This window comes from Lysobacter capsici, assembly GCF_018732085.1.
In the GTDB taxonomy this organism is placed as follows: Bacteria; Pseudomonadota; Gammaproteobacteria; order Xanthomonadales; family Xanthomonadaceae; genus Lysobacter; species Lysobacter capsici_A.
In genome coordinates, this window is record NZ_CP076103.1 from 5,189,126 (window position 1) to 5,204,268 (window position 15,143).

11 protein-coding genes are annotated in these 15,143 nt (G+C 68.4%); 10 read left to right on the top strand and 1 reads right to left on the bottom strand.

Translation table 11 applies throughout. The features are described 5' to 3' along the window. Positions 1-116 precede the first annotated feature (116 nt). Positions 117-2,270, bottom strand: coding sequence for an adenosylcobalamin-dependent ribonucleoside-diphosphate reductase (locus KME82_RS21675; RefSeq protein ID WP_215495848.1), 2,154 nt, complete (start codon positions 2,268-2,270; stop codon positions 117-119). A gap of 796 nt (positions 2,271-3,066) precedes the next feature. Here KME82_RS21675 and KME82_RS21680 point away from each other — a divergent pair. The 10 genes from KME82_RS21680 (at position 3,067) to KME82_RS21725 (ending at position 14,756) form a co-directional block, all read left to right on the top strand. Continuing rightward, complete coding sequence (locus tag KME82_RS21680; protein ID WP_215495849.1) at positions 3,067-4,500, top strand: Do family serine endopeptidase; 1,434 nt, start codon at positions 3,067-3,069, stop codon at positions 4,498-4,500. A 268-nt stretch (positions 4,501-4,768) separates the two neighbouring features. Then, positions 4,769-5,131, top strand: coding sequence for a hypothetical protein (locus KME82_RS21685; protein WP_215495850.1), 363 nt, complete (start codon positions 4,769-4,771; stop codon positions 5,129-5,131). Between the two features lie 20 nt (positions 5,132-5,151). Further along, a complete protein-coding gene (locus tag KME82_RS21690) occupies positions 5,152-5,679 on the top strand; it encodes a phage holin family protein (RefSeq protein ID WP_215495851.1) in 528 nt (175 codons plus the stop codon). Continuing rightward, the gene (locus KME82_RS21695; RefSeq protein ID WP_215495852.1) at positions 5,676-6,059 is read left to right on the top strand and encodes a hypothetical protein; all 384 of its coding nucleotides are present in this window, start codon (positions 5,676-5,678) and stop codon (positions 6,057-6,059) included. The genes KME82_RS21690 and KME82_RS21695 overlap by 4 nt, the downstream gene beginning before the upstream one ends. Positions 6,060-6,520: 461 nt before the next feature. Further along, positions 6,521-7,642: an AI-2E family transporter gene (locus KME82_RS21700; RefSeq protein ID WP_430538860.1), complete on the top strand. Its 1,122-nt coding sequence runs from the start codon at positions 6,521-6,523 to the stop codon at positions 7,640-7,642. 81 nt (positions 7,643-7,723) lie between these two features. Next, positions 7,724-8,368 (top strand): endonuclease V, encoded by a 645-nt coding sequence (locus tag KME82_RS21705; protein ID WP_286673193.1) that lies wholly within the window; start codon positions 7,724-7,726, stop codon positions 8,366-8,368. A 531-nt stretch (positions 8,369-8,899) separates the two neighbouring features. Beyond that, on the top strand, positions 8,900-9,616 hold the full coding sequence (locus KME82_RS21710) for an HAD family hydrolase (protein WP_215495854.1): 717 nt from the start codon (positions 8,900-8,902) through the stop codon (positions 9,614-9,616). Continuing rightward, a complete protein-coding gene (locus KME82_RS21715; RefSeq protein ID WP_215495855.1) occupies positions 9,613-10,995 on the top strand; it encodes a leucyl aminopeptidase family protein in 1,383 nt (460 codons plus the stop codon). Before KME82_RS21710 ends, KME82_RS21715 begins: the two co-directional genes overlap by 4 nt. Before the next feature lie 123 nt (positions 10,996-11,118). After that, positions 11,119-11,697, top strand: a complete 579-nt coding sequence (locus tag KME82_RS21720; RefSeq protein WP_215495856.1) for a nucleoside 2-deoxyribosyltransferase domain-containing protein — start codon at positions 11,119-11,121, stop codon at positions 11,695-11,697. A 944-nt stretch (positions 11,698-12,641) separates the two neighbouring features. Then, positions 12,642-14,756 carry a DUF11 domain-containing protein gene (locus KME82_RS21725; RefSeq protein ID WP_215495857.1) on the top strand — a complete coding sequence of 705 codons (2,115 nt, stop codon included), beginning with the start codon at positions 12,642-12,644 and terminating at the stop codon, positions 14,754-14,756. Positions 14,757-15,143: the final 387 nt, after the last annotated feature.

The following is a 15,143-nucleotide window of genomic DNA, read 5'->3' on the forward strand; positions in this document are numbered from 1 at the left end:
TCCGCGGCCGCGAGGCCATCGCATCCAGCCGCGGCGCCTGCGATCGCGCCGCACCGACGCGTCGAACGGCGCCCGGACGCGCGGCCCGCGGTGGCGGGCGCGCGGCCGGACCGGCGTCAGAACTTGCCGTAATACCCTTCCTTGAGCGCATCGAACAGGTTGGCGGCGGTGTGCATTTCGCCGTCGTATTCGATCTGTTCGTTGCCCTTGACCTCGACCACGCTGCCGTCGTCGAGCTCGAAACGGTAGGTGGTGTTCTCGAGGTCGGCTTCCTTCACCAGCACGCCCTGGAACGCGGCCGGGTTGAAGCGGAAGGTGGTGCAGCCCTTGAGGCCCTGCTCGTGGGCGTAGCGGTAGATGTCCTTGAAGTCCTCGTACGGATAGTCCGTGGGGACGTTCGCGGTCTTGGAAATCGAACTGTCGACCCACTTCTGCGCGGCGGCCTGGACGTCGACGTGTTCCTTCGGGGTGATGTCGTCGGCGGAAATGAAGTAGTCGGGCAGCTTGGCCTCGGCTTCCTCGCTGAACGGCATCGCCTTGGGGTTGATCAGTTCGCGGTAGGCCAGCAGTTCGAAGGAATAGACGTCGACCTTTTCCTTGGACTTCTTGCCTTCGCGGATCACGTTGCGGCTGTAGTGATGGGCGAACGAGGGCTCGATGCCGTTGGAGGCGTTGTTGGCCAGCGACAGCGAGATGGTGCCGGTCGGCGCGATCGAGCTGTGGTGGGTGAAGCGGCTGCCGACGTCGGCCAGTTCCTCGACCAGTTCGGGCGCGACTTCGGCCACCCGCTGCATGTAACGCGAATACTTGGCGTGCAGGACCTTGCCGGGGATTTCCTGGCCGATCTTCCAGCCATCGGCCTTCATCTCCGGACGCTTGCGCAGCATCTCGGCGGTCACCGCGAAGCGCTCTTCCATGATCGGGGCGGCGCCCTTCTCCTTGGCCAGCGCCAGGCCCATTTCCCAGCCGGCCACGGCCATTTCGCGGGCGATGCGGTCGGTGAACTCGCACGACGCCTTGGAGCCGTACTTCATCCGCAGCATGGTCACGGTGCTGCCCAGGCCGAGGAAGCCCATGCCGTGGCGGCGCTTGCGCATGATCTCGTCGCGCTGCTGCTGCAACGGCAGGCCGTTCACTTCGACCACGTTGTCGAGCATGCGGGTGAACACGCGCACGACTTCCTTGTATTCCTCCCAGTCGAACTCGGCCCGGTCGGTGAAGGCGTTGCGCACGAACTTGGTCAGGTTGACCGACCCCAGCAGGCAGGCGCCGTAGGGCGGCAACGGCTGCTCGCCGCAGGGGTTGGTCGCGCGGATCATCTCGCACCACCAGTTGTTGTTCATCTCGTTGACGCGGTCGATCAGGATGAATCCGGGCTCGGCGTAGTCGTACGTCGAGACCATGATCATGTCCCACAGGTGCCGGGCGCGGATGTGGCCGTAGATCTTGCAGGCGACCAGGCCGTCTTCGCGCGAGATGTAGTTGCGCGTGGTCGGCCAGTCGCGCCAGACCACCTGGGCGGCGTCCTCGAGGTCGACGTCCTCGCGTTCCTTGATGTTGACCGGGAACACCAGCGGCCAGTCGGCATCCAGCCTGACCGCGTCCATGAAACCGTCGGTGATCAGCAGCGACAGGTTGAACTGGCGCAGGCGGCCGTCTTCGCGCTTGGCGCGGATGAAGTCCTTCACGTCGGGGTGGCTGACGTCGAAGGTGCCCATCTGGGCGCCGCGACGGCCGCCGGCCGAGGACACGGTGAAGCACATCTTGTCGTAGATATCCATGAAGGACATCGGACCGGAGGTGTACGCCCCGGCGCCGGCGACGAACGCGCCGCGCGGCCGCAGGGTGCTGAATTCGTAGCCGATGCCGCAACCCGCCTTGAGGGTCAGGCCGGCTTCGTGGACCTTCTCGAGGATGCCGTCCATCGAGTCTTCGATCGTGCCCGAGACGGTGCAGTTGATCGTCGAGGTGGCCGGCTTGTGTTCCAGCGCGCCGGCATTGGAAGTGATGCGACCGGCCGGGATCGCGCCGCGGCGCAGGGCCCAGGCGAAGCGCTCGTACCAGTACTGCTGCTTCTCGGCATTGGGCTCGGCGTCGGCCAGAGCGCGGGCGACTCGCAGGTAGGTGCCGTCGATATCGGCGTCCACTGCCTCGCCGTTCTTGGTCTTGAGGCGGTACTTCTTGTCCCAGATGTCCTGGGACGCGGGCTGCAGGGCCATGTCCTGCTCTGCCGCCGGGTTCTTCACCGCCTCGAGGCGCACGCTGCTCATGCCTGTTTCATCTCCTTCTATTGGCGGCGGGCCGTTGGGTTGCGCCCGCCGCCGGTGGTTTCTTTTTTGAACGGGTAATCGGGGTGGATCTGAAGGTGTTGCGTGCTGCGGGTGGATCGGTCGATCAACTGCCTGGTAATCGGGACACTCTATGTATGTCCCGCTTCATGACTCGATCCACGCATGCTGTGTAACGAGTGCAGCGTGTAGAGCCTGTCGCGGGTGTTGCGCCTGGCGCCGGACTAACGTCCTTGGCCGGGTGGGTCAGCCCCGTCGTCAGCCCCCCGCCGACGACGACGCACGCGATCGCGTGATTTACGCGCCGCGTGCGGCTGGTATGCGTGTTTTGAGGTTCTCGTTCGTCGTCGTCATGCGCCTGCTCACTGTCTAGGCGATGCCTGCACACCCGCCCAAGCTGAACCCCTACGCTTGGGCTCCTCCTGCCAGGCCGACCACTAGATGTTGTGGCCCCGCAGGGACTTCAAGCTACGCCGCACGTTGGGCGAAGTCAACGGCTTGTTGATGACTATCACGCTTTATCTGACCCGGCTCTGTCACAGATTCCAGTTCCGGCGGGCCGCCGGCAAAGGCCTTGCGTACACTGCGCGGCCTGCGCTGGCCGTGCATGACTTCATCGGCTATTTATTGCCGTGCTTCAACAATGAACCGGTCCGACGCCGAACCAGTCGGCGCCGCGGCGGTCCAAGCCTGCGATCGGCGCGGCCGCCCTGGCGGCAAGCCGAACTGCCACGATGCCTCCCCTTCTTTCCTCCACGTTGACCGGAACCGCGACGCGATGCGCCCTCTGCCGACCCTGCTGACCCTTGCCCTGGCCGCCGCGTTCGGCGGTTTCGCCGCCACCGCGATCCGCGAAGGACTCGAAGCGCCCGCGGCGGCCTCGCCGGCCGCGGCCGCGGTGATGCCGACCACCGCCGCGCTGCCGGCCTCGGTCGGCGGCCAGTTGCTGCCGTCGCTGGCGCCGATGCTGCAGAAGGTCACCCCGGCCGTGGTCAGCGTGCATACCAAGCAGACCGTGCGCATCCGCAACCCGTTCGCCAACGACCCGTTCTTCCGCCGCATGTTCCCCAACATCCCGCAGGAGCGGATCAACGAATCGCTGGGCTCGGGCGTGATCGTCGATGCCAAGAACGGCTATGTGCTGACCAATCACCACGTGATCGAAGGCGCCGACGAGGTCTCGGTGACCCTGGCCGACGGCCGCACGGTCAAGGCCGAGTTCCTGGGCTCGGACCCGGACACCGACGTGGCGGTGATGCGCATTCCGGCGCAGAACCTCAGCGCGATCGCCCTGGCCGACTCCGATGCGCTGCGGGTCGGCGACTTCGTGGTCGCGGTCGGCAACCCGTTCGGGATCGGCCAGACGGTGACCTCGGGCATCGTCTCGGCGGTCGGCCGCAGCGGCCTGCGCGGGCTGGGCTACCAGAACTTCATCCAGACCGACGCCTCGATCAACCCGGGCAATTCCGGCGGCGCGCTGGTCAATCTCAACGGCGAACTGATCGGCATCAACACCGCCAGCTTCAATCCGCAGGGCAGCATGGCCGGCAACATCGGCCTGGGCTTCGCGATCCCGGTCAACCTGGCGCGCAACATCAAGGACCAGCTGATCGCCAACAACGGCGTGGTGCGTCGCGGCACACTGGGGCTGGAATCGCAGGACGTCACCCCGCAGCTCGCGGCCGGATTGAAACTGTCCGAGCCGCGTGGCGCGCTGGTCTCGCGCGTGTTCGCCGGCAGCGCGGCGGCAGCGGCCGGGCTCAAGCCCGGCGACGTGATCCTGACCGCCAACGGCCAGCGCGTCGACGGCCGCGACGCGCTGCGCAATTTCGAAGGCCTGCAGGCGATCGGCAGCAAGATCGCGCTGGAAGTGCAGCGCGACGGCCAGGCGATGCAACTGAACGCGACCCTGCGCGAGCAGCCCAAGGCGATGGCCGGCGCCGAGCTCGATCCGCGCCTGACCGGCGCGACCTTCGCCGAAGTGCCCGAACGCCTGCGCCAATCCGGCGTTTCCGGCGTGGTGGTGGAAAGCGTGAGCCGCGGCAGCCGCGCCGAAGCGAACAATTTGCGCAAGGACGACGTCATCGTTGCGGCCAGCAGCGGCGATTTCGACGATTTGCCCGGCTTCCGCGCGAGCTTCACGCGGACTCCGGCACAGTTGGTCCTGCGGATCCGCCGCGGCAACAGCGTCGGCAATCTGCCAATGCAGTAATCGCCGATGCCGTAAGGTGCCGACCCTCGCGCCGTCGCCGTCCGCGCTGTTTTCGTTTCGATGCGATACGTTCCAAGCGACACCGTCAAGGCAACACGCTTCACCGCGCCATGTTCGATGCTCCATGCTTCATTGCACCGTTCGCGGCGCAATCCGCTCACCTTCGTCGCGAGTCACCGATCGGCCCCCGCCGCCGGCGCCCGCGACAACCCGCTAGAACCCTGGACTTGTTCAGCGGTTCATCCATGCAGCACGGAGGAACACCCTGATGACCCCTACCTCGACCGACGCCATCAAGAGCAACCTGGGCGAAGCCGGCACCCATCTCAAGCAAGCCGCCGTCGACGCCGGCGACGCGATCCGCAACGCCGCCAGCGTGGCCGGCGATGAATTGAAGGTCGGCAAGGCCAACGTCAAGTCCGGCCTGGCCGACAGCGCCCTGGCCGGCATCGCCGCGGCCGAGAACGCCGGCGGCGCCGCGCGCGAGCAAGTCGACGCGCTGATGGACAAGGGCCGCGACCTGATCGAAAGCGCCGCCGAACTGGTGCGCGAACGTCCGCTGGCGTCGTTCGGCGTGGCCTTCGCCGCCGGCTTCATCATCGCCAAGCTCGCCCGCGGCGGCGACAAGTAAGCGTGAGCGACGCGCCCGGCATGGACCCTCACGCCCAGGCGCCTTCGGGCGCCCCAGGCGGCGATTCGCAACGTTCCGCCGCGGACGATCGCGCACCTTCGATCGACGAGGCGTTCCGCGATATCGGCAGCGCGGGCCGCGAGGGCCTGTCGGCCGCGCTCGACACCGGCCGCGCCTTGCGCGGCCTGGTGGTCGCCGACCTCGCCCTGGCGCGCAGTGCGCTGGGGCGGGCTCTGCTGTGGGTCAGCGTGGCGATCGTGTTCGGCGCCTCCTCGTGGCTGTTGCTGATGGCGGCGCTGATCGCGGTGCTCAACGGCGTGCTGGGCTGGTCGTGGATGGCCTCGATGGCGGCCGCGGCCGGATTGAGCCTGATCGTGACCGGCGTGGGCGTGTGGCAGGCCCTGCGTTACTTCGAACACACCCGCCTGGATGCCACCCGCCGGCAGTTGCGCCGGCTGGGTATCGGCGACGACGACGACGATGCGACCCCGCTCGGCGTCGCCCCGGGGCTCACGCCCCGCGATCCCAACCGCACGGAGGCGCGATGAGCCGTTTCGAAGCCTTGCAACGCCGGGTCCACAAGCGCGAGAAGCTGCTCGAAGGCCGTTACCAGCAGGCGATCGAGCGCAAGGATGCGTTGAAGTCCAGTTGGCGCGAGGCCTGGACCCCGGGGCGGATCGTCATCGCCGGCCTGGTCAGCGGTTTCGTGATGGGCCGCGCCGAGCCGGTCAAGATCGCGGTCAAGAGCGGCAACCTGATGCAGATCGTGACCCTGTTGTCGGGGCTGTTCGCCGGCACCAATGCGCAGGACGCCGCGCAGAGCGCCGACAAGGCCGCGGGTCAGGCCGGCCATGCCGCGCGCGAAGCCGGCCACGCCGCCGACAGCGCGCACGCGGCGGCGCAAACGAGCGAACGCGACGCGGCCTAGGGTCGCTTGCCCGCGCGCAGCGGCGGCACTCGCAACGGCGATGCTTCAGACATCGCCAATCTCGTTTGCGACTGTAGGAGCGGCGCGAGCCGCGACCGCGAAACCGCGCCTGCGTCTGGCCCGTGAGGCGTGGCCGCCGATCGTCGCAGGCGCAAGCGCCCGAGTCGCGATGACCTCACGCCCGGCATCGACACCGGCCGCCGCGCCGTTCTCGCAACCACCCGGTTCGGACCCCCGCTTTAGAGCGCTCGCTTCGCCCTGTTCGGGCGTGTGCCCGACGTGATGGCGAACACACACGCAACAGCGCACAGTACGCGCTCCGAAAACGCCGAGCCTTCGCCGCCTTGAGCCTGCCCGCGCCGCCGTCCGCGTCACCCGAGCCGTCCGACCCGGCGCAAGCGCAGCCCGCCGATACGCGGATCGCTTCGTCCGATCCGAGCGTCGAGCCCGTCGTCGAACCGATCATCGACACCTCGACGTCCGCAACCGACGCCACCGCGTCGCCACCGCCCGACCCCGCCGCCAAACCGCCGCAACCGCCACGCCCGCGCGCGCCGATGTCGCTGCTGATCCTGACGATGCTCGCGACCGGCTACACCTTGTGGGCCGCGCAGGAACTGCTGCTGCCGGTGCTGCTGGCCGCGTTCTTCGCCCTGGTCGGCAATCCGATCCTGCGCCTGCTCGGCAAGTGCTACGTGCCGCGCTTCCTCGGCGCGTTGATCGTGCTGGCCGGTGGTCTCGCGGTGGCCGGCGCGCTGACCGTGCAACTGGCCGACCCCGCCGGCGAATGGGTGCGCCAGGTGCCGCGCGAGATGAAGCAGATCGGCCCGAAGCTGCGGCAGATGACCAAGCCGCTGCAGGACGCCAACCGCGCCGCGCAGAATTTCGCCCGCGCCGCCGGCGGCGAAAGCACCAGCAAGCCGGTGCAGGTGGTCAAGACCGAAATCAACGACCCCTACCGCTCGCTGACCGCCACGCCCAAGTACATCGCCCAGGCGCTGGCGGTGGTGCTGCTGACGTTCTTCTTCATGGTCTATGGCGAATCCTTGCAGCGTAACGCGATCGCGCTGTTGCCGAGCCAGCGCAAGAAAGTCGTCACCATCGACATCCTGCATTCGATCGAGCGCGAGATCTCGCGCTACGTATTGACCATCAGCCTGATCAACACCGGCTTCGGCCTGGCCTTGGCGGGCGCGCTGTATGCGCTGGGCGTGCCGGTGCAGGAGGCGCTGCTGTGGGGCACGATGGCGGCGATCCTGAATTTCGCCCCGTTCGTGGGCCCGCTGATCGGCATGGCGGTGATGCTGCTGATGGGCCTGGTCGCGTTCGACGAACTGTGGCCGTCGCTGCTGCCGGTGGGGCTGTACCTGCTGCTGCATACGATCGAATCGCAGGCGGTCACCCCGATCGTGCTGGGCCGGCGCATGCGCTTGTCGCCGCTGGTGCTGATCCTGGCGCTGATGTTCTTCGGCTGGCTGTGGGGCATCATCGGCCTGCTGCTGGCGGTGCCGATGCTGGTGTGCGTGAAGCTGGTGCTGGCGCGGATCGAAGGGCTGGAGGGCTGGTCGAAGTTGCTGGAGTGAAGTCGCTTGAGTGACGTTGCTTAGTGAAATCGCTGGAGCGACATCGCGCGACATGCCCGACTCGGCGACCTGCGAGGTCTTTTGTGGGAGGGGCTTGAGCCCCGACGCGGTCCGATCCGCCGCAGCGACACCTCCAGCGCTTGTCCCGCCCAGTCCTCGCGCCCGAATGAACCGCACATGATCCTCGCCGTCGACGTCCACTACCGCGACACCTCCGCCACTGTCGCCGGCGTCGTGTTCGCTCAATGGGACGACGCCCAGGCGTTCGCATCGCACACCGTGACCTGCGACGACATCGCCAACTACGTGCCCGGCGAGTTCTATCGGCGCGAACTGCCGTGCATCGTGCAACTGCTCGACCGCCTGGCCAAGCTCGACAGCCTGAAGGACGTGGCGATCGACTGCATCGCCATCGACGGCTACGTCTGGCTCGGCGCCGAACAACGGCCCGGGCTGGGCGCGCATCTGCGCGAGGCGCTGCACGACCGCGTCCCGGTCGTCGGCATCGCCAAGACCTGTTACGCCGGCACGCCGGCCGAGGCCGAAGTGCGACGCGGCGGCAGCGATCGGCCGTTGTACGTATCGGCCGCCGGCATGGCGTTGGTCGATGCGCGCGCCGCGGTCGCCGGCATGAGCGGCAGCCACCGGATTCCGGATTTGCTCAAGCAGGTCGACCGGCTGGCGCGCGGCCTGGAGGAGCCGGCGGCGGCGAAGTCGTTGCGGTAGTCCGTCGAATGCGCCGATCCGTCGAGTACGGCCCGGTTGTCGCTGTGAGGGGCTTCGATGCCGGCCGCCGTGGTGGCTGGCGATGCTTGCCGCCGCGCAGTCGCGGCCCGGCTTTTGTGGGAGGGGCTTGAGCCCCGACGCTGTTGTCTCGGATTGCCGCGTCACGCGAACTGCTGGCCGTCGCGTTTGCGGCGAGCAGCGGGTGGTCGCGGCGCGATCTGAGCGAAAAGCGTCGGGGCTCAAGCCCCTCCCACAAAAGCCGAGTCCCTGCCCCACGGGACCGGCCTCGAAGGCGATCTCGATAGGCTTCAAGCCGCGCGGCGATCTCAGACAACATCGTCGGAGCTAAAGCCACTCCCCCCATTAGATGTGCGACCCCGCGCAAGTGGCGACAGGTCCGATATCCGGCGCCTTGCAGTTCTCACAGCCGGCCAGCCGCCGCCTTCCACAACCCGCCACGAGCCCGTGCCGGCTCGGGCTTGTCGCCGCGCGTCACCCATTCAGCCCGGCGCCGCGCGCTAAAATGCACGGATGAACTTACCCATCCGCGCCATCACCCTGGATCTCGACGACACCATCTGGCCCATCGCTCCGGTCATGATCCGGGCCGAGAACGTGCTCGCCGACTGGCTGCGCGAGCATGCGCCGCGCACCGCCGAACGCTATCCGGCGCAGGCGATGCGCGAGTTGCGCGACCGCATCGCGGTGCAGCGGCCGGACCTGGCTCATGATTTCACCGAACAGCGCCGCCTGACCCTGGAACACATGCTGCGCGACTCCGGCGACGACACCGCGCTGGTCGCGGCCGCGTTCGACGTGTTTTTCGCCGCGCGCTGCGAGGTCGAGCACTACGCCGACAGCGAGCACGCGCTCGCGCGCCTGGCCGCGAGGCTGCCGCTGGCGGCGTTGACCAACGGCAACGCCGACCTGCACCGGATCGGGCTGATGCCGCTGTTCCGCTTCCAGCTCGGCGCGCGCGAACACGGCCGGGCCAAGCCCGACGCCAGCATCTTCCACGCCGCCTGCGCGCGCCTGGAAGTGGAGCCGGCGCAGGTGCTGCACGTCGGCGACGACATCGAGATGGACGTGGTCGGCGGCGCGCAGGCCGGCCTGCGCACCTGCTGGATCAATCGGGAACATAGAAGCTGGCCGCAGCACCACGCGCGTCCGGACCTGGAATTCACCACCCTTGCCGAACTGGCCGACTGGCTGGACGCGGCGCACCGCACGGACACCGCCGCCGCATGACTCTGCCCCTGGGTTTCACCTCCGATGCCGGCGACGCACTGCCGCTGGCCCTGGTCCGCCGCGCCTCGTTCGACAGCTGGCGCGCGACATTGAGCGAGTCGGCCGCGGCCTGGGTCGACGCGCAGGGCTTCGACGCCTCGCCCGGCACCGTGCTGACCCTGCCCGACGGCCACGGCCGCATCGCCTCGGCCGCGCTCGGCATCGGCGATCCGCGCGATCCGTTCTCCTACGGCCACGCCCCGTTCGCGCTGCCGCAGCGCGACTGGCAGGTCGGCGGCGAAGACGACGAGGCGAGCGTGAGCGCGCTGCGCCTGGGCTGGGGCCTGGGCAGTTACCGTTTCAGCCGCTACAAGGCGCCGATGCGCGCGCCGGCGCGACTGGTCGTCGATGCCGCGCTGGCCGGCGACGAAAGTTTCGACCTGCTCGCCGCCTGCGTGCGCGTGCGCGATCTGATCAATACCCCGACCGAGCACCTGGGCCCGGCCGAACTCGAAGCAGTCGCGCGCGAGATCGCCCAGCGCTTCGATGCCGACATCGAGGTGATCACCGGCGATGCGCTGATCGAGCAGAACTTCCCCGCGATCCACGCGGTCGGCCGCGCCTCGCACCGCGCGCCGCGACTGATCGCGCTGCGCTGGGGCGACCCGACGCATCCGCACATCGCCCTGGTCGGCAAGGGCGTGTGCTTCGACACCGGCGGCCTCGACCTCAAGCCGGCCGACGGCATGCGCTGGATGAAGAAGGACATGGGCGGCGCCGCGCACGCGATCGCGCTGGCCGAACTGATCATGGCGCGCAAGCTGCCGCTGCGGATCACCCTGCTGGTGCCGGCGGTCGAAAACTCGGTCGGCCCGGACGCGTTCCGTCCCGGCGAAGTCATCGCCACCCGTCAGGGCATCAGCGTGGAGATCGACAACACCGACGCCGAAGGCCGGGTGATCCTGTGCGACGCGCTGACCTACGCCGGCGAACAGAAACCGGTCTGGCTGCTCGACTTCGCCACCCTGACCGGCGCGGCGCGCATCGCGCTCGGCCCGGACCTGCCGGCGCTGTTCACCAACCAGGACGCGATCGCAGTGCAGTGGCTCGAAGCCGGCCAGCGCCAGCGCGATCCGCTGTGGCGCATGCCGTTGTGGCGCCCGTACCTGCGTTATCTGACCAGCAACATCGCCGACCTCGCCAACGCCGGTCCGTCGAAGATGGCCGGTTCGGTGACCGCGGCGTTGTACCTGGAGCGTTTCGTCCCCGCCGACCTGCCGTGGGCGCACCTGGATGTGTACAGCTGGAACGACGCCGACCGCCCGGGCCGTCCGGCCGGCGGCGAAGCGCAGGGCCTGCGCGCGGCCTACGCCATGCTCAAGGCGCACGCGGCGGAATGAGCGCTCGGCGCTTGCAACGCAGCAAGCTGCATCGGCCGTGATCCGGCCGATGTCCGATCCGCTCGCGCCGATCGCTCACGCGCAGCGGCGACTCGCCGCTTCGCCCGCACAGGACCTGCCGACATGAAAGCGCTGCTGATGTTTTCCGCGATGGCCTTGTCCGGCGGCGCCGTGGCCGGCGACAGCGCGGCGGCGAACCCGCCGCGCTCGATCACGATCCAGTCGCCCAATCCGCTGCCCGACGACGGCCGCATCAGCGTGTTCCTGGCCGGCAGCATCGACATGGGCGGCTCGGTCGACTGGCAGGCGCAGGTCGCGCGCGAGCTGGCCGACGAGGGCGTGGTCCTGCTCAACCCGCGCCGAGACGATTGGAACCCGGCCTGGAAGCCCAGCGCCCAGGAACCCGAATTCCGCCGCCAGGTCGAATGGGAATTGGCCGCCCTGCAGCGCGCGGACGTGATCGCGATGTACTTCGCGCCCGGCTCGCAGAGCCCGGTGACCCTGCTGGAACTGGGCCTGCACGCCGGCTCGGGCAAATTGCTGCTGGCCTGCCCGGACGGGTTCTGGCGCAAGGGCAATGTCGAGATCACCGCCGACCGCTACCACGTGCCGCGCTTCGAATCGCTGCCGGAACTGGTCGCCGCGGTGCGCGAACGCGTGAACCGGCTGCGTCGCGCGCGCGCCGGCGCCGGCCCGGGCTGAGACGGGCAACGGATCGGCGTCGCCGCGCCGTCTACCGATCCGGCGATCCGACTCCGGGAACACGCGCCCCGCGCAACCGCCTAAACGGCACTTTGCGCCCCAAGCTGAGCCCGGCATTTGCTCGACGTCACCACGCCGTGTGTTGATCCGGCGATCCTCAACTGTAGGAGCTGCGCAAGCTGCGACCGCGCTATCCCGGCTTGCGTCGCAGGCGCGATGTCGCGGTCGCAGCTTGCGCAGTTCCTACAGTCTGGGTCCGGGACTACGCCTCCGCTCGACCGCTTGAACGGCATCTTTGCGCCCCGGGCTGAGCCCGGCGATTGCCCGACGTCACCGCGCCGTGTGTTGATCCGGCGATCCCCGACTGTAGGAGCTGCGCAAGCTGCGACCGCGCTGTTCCGGCTTGCGTCGCAGGCGCGATGTCGCGGTCGCAGCTTGCGCAGCTCCTACAGTCTGGGTCCGGAACTACGCCTCCGCTCGACCGCTTGAACGGCATCTTTGCGCCCCGGGCTGAGCCCGGCGATTGCCCGGCGTCACCGCGCCGTGTGTTGATCCGGCGATCTCTGACTGTAGGAGCTGCGCGAGCTGCGACCGCGCTATCCCGGCTTACGTCGCCGGCGCGATGTCGCGGTCGCAGCTTTGCGCAGCTCCTGCAGTCTGGGTCCGGGACTACGCCCCTTGTGACCTTCGAAGCACTATCTTTGCGCATCCAGGCACGCCATCCGTGTCCTGCGCCGCCCCCTCCCCCCGTTCAAACCGTTCGACTCGGTGATCGCCGGCTCGGGGCTGGCGTCTGCGATCGCCTTGCCGCAAAATGTGATTCGTGGCACATAACAAGTGCTATGCAAGTCACTAACGGCACCCAATGCAACCGGGGCCGGGGCGGCCAGGCAGCGACAGCGCGCCCAAACCTTCGTAGTAAGGCTCGTTCAACAGGGGATTTCATGAATCGCTTGATCCGTTTCGGCCGCCAGGCCGGTCTGGCGCTGTGTGCCTGCGCGCTCGTTCTGAGCAGCGGCGCGTATGCCGCCAACGCCACCAGCCAGCGCGTCGCCAACCCCACCGGCGGCGTGCTCGCCGACGGTTCCGACGGCCTGCGAGTGACCTGGGGCAGCAACAGCCAGTTCCAGGTCCGGCTCAGCAATGCCGATCAGGTCTACAACGCCAACGCCACGCCGACCGCCGGCACCCTGTACAACGGCGTGTTCCTGCGCGTGGACCGCGGCACCAACCCGAACACCCGCGTCTACACCAACGCCAACAACGCCGCGGGCGCTCCGTTCGCGTTGTTCACCCAGGTCTCGCAGTCGGCGCTCAGCGGCACCGGCACCGCCGCCTCGCCGTATGAGGTGACCACGGTGCTGCAGCCGTCCAACGCCGCCGACAACGCGATGCGGGTGACGATCGTCGACCGCTACATCACCCCGCAGGCGTGGTTCACCCGCCGCGTCTCGCTCAGCGGCATGCCCGCCACGGGCGCGACGATCAAGTTCTATCAGAACGTCGACACCTACCTGCAAGGCGGCGACAACGGCCCGGGCTTCATGCGCACCAGCCCGGGCAACACCAGCGGCCGGCCCGACCTGGTCGGCGTGATCAAGAACGATCAGTTCGAAGCGCTGTGGTGGGAGCCGTCCTCGGGCACCCCGAACTGGGACCGCTACTTCAGCGCGACCTACAGCCAGGCGCAGTCGCTGATCTGCAACGGCACCGTCACCACGACCAACCCCTGCGTCAGCGCCGCCAGCAACGCCAACGCCGGCAACCTCAACAACAACATCGACACCAACAACGCCACCGACAACGGCATGGCCGCGCAGTGGAACGTGCCGGCCGGCGCGGCGACGTTCGATGTCGAATACCGCATCACCTTCGCGATCAGCTCGGTCGACCTGACCAAGTCGTTCGCGCCGACCACGATCAACACCGGCGGCGTGTCCACGCTGACCTTCAACCTGTCCAACAAGAGCGTCAACACCACCTCCAGCATCAACTTCGTCGACACCCTGCCGGCCAACGTGGTGGTCGCGCCGACCCCGAACATCCGCACCAACTGCGCGGCCGGCGGCACCCTGGGCACGACGTTCCCGGGCGGCATGACCGTCACCGCGGTCGCCGGCAGCGGTTCGATCACGGTCAACGGCGGCCGGGTCAACGGCGCCAGCGCGGTCGGCGGCCAGCTCGCCTGCCAGGTCACGGTCAACGTCACCTCCAACACGGTCGGCGTGTACCACAACACCAACGCCAGCATCAGCGGCACCAACAACCTGGTGAACCTGGTCGCCGACGAAGTGCTGACCGTGGTCCAGCCGCAGCTGACCGCGAGCAAGACGGTCAGCGGCGCGCTCGCCGCCGGCCAGACCGGCGCGGCCAGCGACGGCTTCTTCCAGGTCGGCCTGCAGAACACCGGCGGCGGCCCGACCACCGGCGCGATCACCATCGTCGACACCCTGCCGGCCGGCTTCAGCCTGGTCTCGGCCTCGAGCGCGCAAGGCACGGTGGCCTGCGGCACCTTGCCGGCGACCGGCACGGTGACCTGCACCTTCACCCCGAGCGCGCCGATCGCGGCCGGCGCCAGCGCCAGCGTGCGCTTGAACGTGGCGATCGCCGCGACCGCCACCGGCACCCCGACCAACACCGTCGCGGTGGCCGGCGGCGGCGACCCCGATCCGCTGCCGACCTGCCCCGCCGCGGGCAATCCGCAGTGCGCGCAGGTCCCCGCGCCGATCGCGGTCAACATCACCCTGAGCCTGGTCAAGGGCGAAGTCGGCAACGCCACCAGCTACACCCCGGGCACCGCCACGACTTACACCCTGCGGGCCTGCAACGCCACCGGCCCGGCGGTGGCCAACGGCGCCACGGTCAACGACCCGCTGCCCAACGGGGTGACCCTGAGCGGCCCGTGGACCTGCACCGGCACCGGCGGCGGCACCTGCGCGGCCAGCGGCGGCGCGGCCGGCGGCAACAGCGTGCAGCTGACCGGCCTGGTCCTGCCGGTCGGCGCCTGCATCAACGTGCAGGTACCGGTGAACTTCAGCCCGAACCCGGGCGCCTACTGACCCGGCACCACCCGCACAACCGCCTCAGCGATCCGCAAACGACCCGTCCGGCGCAAGCCGGGCGGGTTTTTTGTCGTATCTGTGTGCCAATAGCCATTTATGTACGTAGACAAGAACACCTTAAAAGCGTCTTTTATGCGGCTAGCTTTGCGAACGGTTTTGACGCGATAGCGCTGTGCATCACTAATTTGTCCGCACCTTGGCACAAATTACGTAAGCGACTACAGGGCATGAATCCGTATTGGGTGTGTCCCACGTAGAGTGAAACGGCACTGCATTCCACAGGGGCCCTCGCTGGAAGCGAGGTCTGCACTGCGTCACTCGGGGACAGGACATGGGGATCGAAGCGCGTTTTCAGCGGTCTGGGCGCCGTATTGCACGGTGGGC